The sequence below is a fragment of the Microcystis sp. LEGE 08355 genome (assembly GCF_015207185.1).
GTDB lineage: Bacteria > Cyanobacteriota > Cyanobacteriia > Cyanobacteriales > Microcystaceae > Microcystis > Microcystis panniformis.
Genome location: NZ_JADEXI010000316.1, coordinates 1 through 5,406, shown reverse-complemented (window position 1 = coordinate 5,406; position 5,406 = coordinate 1). Strand labels below are relative to the sequence as shown.

Here is a 5,406-nt window from a genome sequence, read left to right as displayed (position 1 = left end):
CCCACACCCCACACCCTGCCCCCAGGAAAAGCTTTTTCAGCAAACCCTATGCGCGGAGATAGGAGTCGTCAATCAGCCAAAAAACTTTGGGGCCAGTTTACCAGGTGTTTACCGACAATGTGCGGTTGCTTACACAGACTTTTGGGAGTCATATAAGACAGTAATTCCTAGTAAACGTCATCGACCAGTCGGAAAAGAAACTGGTCAAACTAATCCTATTGAAAGATTAAATAGGGCTGGCTGAATAAATGTGAAATGTAGGCATGGTAAGGGTTTTGTGGCTTTTCTTGCGAAACAGGTGCAAGATTTTGAGAGAATCGTGCTTCAAAACCTGGCGTCTTCATCGGCCCGCGTCCTGTAGGGGCGAAGCATTCGGATAGAAAATCTACGGTTTCACCGATAGGTTATTGCCCGAATGCTTCGCCCCTACTTTTTCAGCAGACCCTAAATAATACCTTTCGACAAAGGATTTCTCGGCTGGTGAGAGAGAGTCTATCTTTCTCTAAAAAAATGGAGAATCACGTTGGGGAGCCCTTTGGTATTTTATCCATGACTACAATGCACAGCAAAGCAAAGGATTAAGCCGCCATCACTACTACCGAATCACCACCAGTCAAATCTGCTTCTCTACCAGTAGTTTTTTCAAACAGTCAAACTCACGGGGAGTCACCGATGCCCCAAAACTGTTAGTCTAATCAGATATTATTAGATACCAACAGGTTTTTAGTAGGTGTCATCAAAAATATCTAACTGCTGCAGAGATGGGGGATTATCCGACTTAACCGGTTTAATTTTCTTAATTCCTTGACGCAAACCGATCGCAATTTTACTATGTTTTTCGATTTGACCCATCACCTGCATGGCACGATCGATCACAGAAGCTGGTAAACCGGCTAATCTCCCCGCTTCGATACCGTAGGATTTATCCGCACCTCCCGGTCGTACTTGGTGCAAAAATACTATCTCATGGGGTAATTCTTTGACCGTTACCTGATAATTAGCCACATTCTCTAAGATTGAGGCTAATTCATTCAGTTCGTGGTAGTGAGTGGCGAAAATCGTCCGCGATTGCAGTACCGTGGCTAAATACTCCGCCACAGACCAAGCTATGGATAACCCGTCAAAAGTGGCTGTCCCCCGGCCAATTTCGTCTAATAATACTAATGATCTATCCGTGGCGTGATTGAGAATATTGGCGGTTTCGTTCATTTCCACCATAAAGGTGGATTGGCCAGTAGCGAGGTCATCCACAGCCCCCACCCGGGTGAAAATGCGATCGCAGATGGAGATTTTGGCCGACTTTGCTGGGACAAAACTGCCGGTTTGGGCCAACAATTGAATTAATCCCACCTGTCGCAGATAACAACTTTTGCCACTAGCATTGGGACCGGTGAGAATAATCAAGTCGGGGTATTCCAAACCCTCCTGATTGCCCAAATTAATCGAATTCGGCACAAAAAAGCCAGCCCCAAGGGATTGTTCCACCACGGGATGACGACCATCTTTAATATCGATAAGACGACCATCCGCGATTTCCGGGCGACAATATCCCTGATAAACGGCGATTTCTGCCAATGCTGCCAACACATCCAAAGCGGCGACTTTTGTGGCTACTTCCCGGATTTCCGGGGAAAATTCGGCCACTTGACGGCGTAAATCGCTAAAAATCTCGTATTCTAACTTATTTAATTCATCTACTGCCGTCAGAATTATATTTTCTTTCTCCTTTAACTCGGTGGTGATATAACGTTCCTCATTGACTAAAGTTTGCTTACGCACATAATCTTTTGGGGCGAAATCAGCTTTACTGCGAGGTAAACTGATATAATAACCGAAAGTTTTGTTATAATTAACCTTAAGGTTACTAATACCCGTTCTTTCTTTTTCTGTCGTCTCCAGATTCTTAAACCAATCGATTACTTCCTGATAGTCGCGCCGCAGGGCATCCAATTGGGCATCAATTCCCTCGCGAATCACCCCCCCTTCCTTCAGATGCAGCGGAGGAGATTCCACCAGATGCGCGATCACCTGCTGGCCTAATTTTTCCAAATCGGCGGGAATTTGCTGTAAAGCTTTCAAATAGGGCGAATTTCCCGAAGCAACCAAAGCCGCTAAATCGGCTAATTTGACTAAAGATGCCGCTAGGGAAAGTAAATCGCGGGCGTTAGCCGTTCCTGCGCCAACGCGACCGCTTAAACGTTCTATATCGTAGATTTCCCTTAATTTTTGCCGAATATCTTGGCGCAAGGAGGGATTATCCTTTAACTCTTGGATAGTATCTTGACGGGCGCGAATACCGCGAGAATCTAAGAGCGGTTGCAGTAACCAACGACGTAAAGCGCGACTACCCATGGCCGTACAAGTACGATCGATCGCCCATAATAGAGAACCATAGAAGCTACCATCGCGCACCGTTTGGGTAATTTCAAGGTTGCGACGGGTTTGCCCATCTAAAATCAAAAATTCGGAGATAGAGTAGGTTTTTAAAGGTTGTAGGGGGACTTGATTGGCTTTTTGGGTATCTTCAATGTATTCTAATAGGCCCCCAGCTGCGCGAATAGCGAGGGGCAAATGTTCGCAGCCCATACCCTCTAGGGAACGCATTTTATAGGTGATTAGGAGACGATTTTTCGCTTCTGTGAGAGTAAAGATGGTTTGGGGACGGAGAGAATAACAAAAACTATCGGGTAAACAGGGGGGGAGATGGTCAGATTTTTCCCCGGGACGCAAAATCCGGTTTAAATCGGGGGCATTGATGGGAAAAAGGATTTCCGAGGGCTGTAAACGGCTTAATTCTAGGCTTAAAGCCGTTAAATCGCTGGCTTGGGTGGTGTAGAATTCTCCGGTGGAGATATCTGCATAGGCTAATCCCCAATTTTCTCCGGTAATCACCACAGCAGCCAGAAAATTATTCTTTTTTGCGTTTAACATTCCCTCATCGGTGAGGGTTCCGGGGGTGAGCAATTTGGTGATAGCGCGTTCTACTAGCCGTTTTTCGGCGGCTGCTTCCGTTGAATCCTCTACTTGGTCACAAATCGCCACCGCATAGCCTTTTTCCACCAATAAACGACTATAGCGCTCTAGGGCGTGGTGGGGAACCCCGGTCATGGCGACTCTCCCAATCCCTTTACCTCCTTCCTTGCTGGTGAGAACTAATTCTAATTCTCTGGAGATAATCACCGCATCCTGAAAGAAACACTCGAAAAAATCGCCCACACGATAGAGTAAAAGAGCATTGGGATAGGTTTCTTTTACCTCCACATAATGCTGATACATGGGGGTGAGTTTATCGCGATCGAGTCCGCGATAATCACGATGGGGATCTTTATTGGTAGCCGGTGGTTCTAGGGGAAAATCCGAGGGGAGAGTCATGGGTCAAAGAAAGCTGGACAATGTTTTAATCAACTGTTCCCCTTGCTGCACCTTCCCCACTCCCCTAGGCTGAGAGTGGGTACTGATGCGGGTTAGTTCCATCAAAAATTGAACGGACAAAACCGATAAGCGATAACTGACAACTGAATTTAGATAGACACTTCGCTTAATTCGCGAGTGAGATGATCAAAGGGTTCAGCGATCAAAGAGGTGTCGGCAATACCCGCCTCACTAGCCATGGTTTGAATCATTTCGCTCATGATTTGGATACCGCGCACCGTCGGACCGATGGGAACACCGAGGGAATTATAGGTTTCCCGCAGTCCTTGCAGTACCCGCTCATCTAGAACATTAGTATCAGCAGCTACTAGGGCATAACTGGCATAGCGGAGATAGTAATCCATATCCCGCAGACAGGCAGAATAACGACGGGTGGTGTAGGCATTACCCCCGGCGCGGATCAATTCGGGAACTTCTTCAAATAGACGAATCGCCGCCCCACGCACGAGCGCCGCCGAATTAGCGTTAATTAGGGCGGCGGCAGCTAGACGGGCAGTTCCCGAGGTGAAATATTGTTTAAGATTATCGATCGCATCTCGATCGAGATAACGTCCGGTGACATCGTATTTTCTAATCAGGCTAGTTACCGCGTCTCGCATTATTAAGTTTCTCCCAACAGCAATAAAGACATTTTTGAGTTTCGCTTTATTTATAATCTCACAGGGTTGAACTTCGGGGGACATCCCTAGTCTAACTCTCTTGCTTGTCTAACAATTTGTTGTTTTTTTGAGACATTTCTTTACATTTAAGGCATTGGCTGGACCGGCGCTGGGTGGCGGAATTATCCCTTATTAGTCGAGGTAGTGGACGAGGCACTCAAAATGACGAGATTATCCCGATGAATGATGGTTTCTGCGGCCATATAACCTAATAAACTGGCAATACGCTCGGAATGTTGACCTTTCACTCGATCGATCTCCTCACTACTATAATTAACAATTCCCCGGGCCAATTCCCGGCCTTCTTGATCGCACAATTGCACCGATTCCGAGGCGCTAAATTCCCCCTCCACTTTGGTGATTCCGGCCGCAAGGAGAGATTTTCCCCCCTGACAAATGGCTTGAATCGCTCCAGCATCGAGATAGATTTTACCCATGGGCATTAGTCCGTAGGCGATCCAGCGTTTGCGGGCGTTATCACTGCGTTTTTGGGCCTCAAAACGGGTTCCGATCGCCTCTCCTGCCATAATTTTTAAGATATTACCGGGCTGCCGTCCCCTAGTAATCGCCATTTCTACCCCGGCGCTGGTGGCAATCCGGGCCGCTGCCAATTTCGTCGCCATACCCCCGGTCCCCCACTGACTGCCACTACTACCGGCATCGATCGATAGTTGCGCTAATTCCGCAGGAGTAACCCGGGCAATAGCCGCCGCTTCGGGAAATAGCCGCGGATCGGCACTGTAGAGGCGATCCACATCGGTGAGGATAAATAACCAGTCAGCCTCGATTAAACTGGCTACAAGGGCTGATAAAGTGTCATTATCGCCGAATTTTAACTCATCGATCGCCACCGTGTCATTTTCGTTGACAATGGCAATCACCCCTAATTCAAACAAAGCCTGAAAAGTATTATAGGCGTTGACATAACAGGTGCGTTCCATCAATTCGGGACGGGTCAGCAAAATTTGGGCGATCGGTTGACCAAGACTGGTAAAGAGGTCATCATAGATCCGCATCAGACGACCTTGACCGACGGCGGCGATCGCTTGTTTGAGGGCGATTTTTTTCGGTCTTTCCTGTATTCCCAGACGACGGCAGCCCACCCCCACGGCCCCGGAAGATACTAATACCACCCGATGACCGGCAGCGCGCAACCGGGTGAGGACTTCCACTAAAGCGGCGATCGTGGAGAGGGATAATTGGCCGGTTTCATTATCGGTCAAACTGGAAGTACCGATTTTGATCACTATGGTTTGGTTCATCGTCAAAGGGTGTAGGGTGTGGGGTGTAGGGTGTAGGGTGTGGGGTGTAGGGC

General features: G+C 47.7%; 3 protein-coding genes and 2 pseudogenes. 2 read left to right on the top strand and 3 right to left on the bottom strand.

The window, feature by feature from the left end:
- Both IQ242_RS15685 and IQ242_RS26275 read left to right on the top strand, forming a co-directional pair.
- Positions 1 to 232: pseudogene (locus IQ242_RS15685) on the top strand (hypothetical protein); the annotation flags it as partial.
- Between the two features lie 215 nt (positions 233 to 447).
- A pseudogene (locus IQ242_RS26275) lies at positions 448 to 566 on the top strand (IS1 family transposase); the annotation flags it as partial.
- Positions 567 to 723: 157 nt separating this feature from the next.
- On the opposite strand, the gene mutS reads toward IQ242_RS26275, so the two are convergent.
- From mutS to proB, 3 genes are all read right to left on the bottom strand, one after another.
- Positions 724 to 3,372: a DNA mismatch repair protein MutS gene (mutS, locus tag IQ242_RS15680; RefSeq protein ID WP_193960604.1), complete on the bottom strand. Its 2,649-nt coding sequence runs from the start codon at positions 3,370 to 3,372 to the stop codon at positions 724 to 726.
- Between the two features lie 149 nt (positions 3,373 to 3,521).
- Positions 3,522 to 4,115: an allophycocyanin subunit beta gene (apcB, locus tag IQ242_RS15675; protein ID WP_228021030.1), complete on the bottom strand. Its 594-nt coding sequence runs from the start codon at positions 4,113 to 4,115 to the stop codon at positions 3,522 to 3,524.
- Between the two features lie 98 nt (positions 4,116 to 4,213).
- Positions 4,214 to 5,353: a glutamate 5-kinase gene (gene proB / locus IQ242_RS15670; RefSeq protein ID WP_193960603.1), complete on the bottom strand. Its 1,140-nt coding sequence runs from the start codon at positions 5,351 to 5,353 to the stop codon at positions 4,214 to 4,216.
- Positions 5,354 to 5,406 lie beyond the last annotated feature (53 nt).

Coding starts and splice junctions, on each gene's coding strand:
- mutS (WP_193960604.1), bottom strand. CDS start 3,372: ATGACTCTCCCCTCGGATTTTCCCCTAGAACCACCGGCTACCAATAAA.
- apcB (WP_228021030.1), bottom strand. CDS start 4,115: ATGTCCCCCGAAGTTCAACCCTGTGAGATTATAAATAAAGCGAAACTC.
- proB (WP_193960603.1), bottom strand. CDS start 5,353: ATGAACCAAACCATAGTGATCAAAATCGGTACTTCCAGTTTGACCGAT.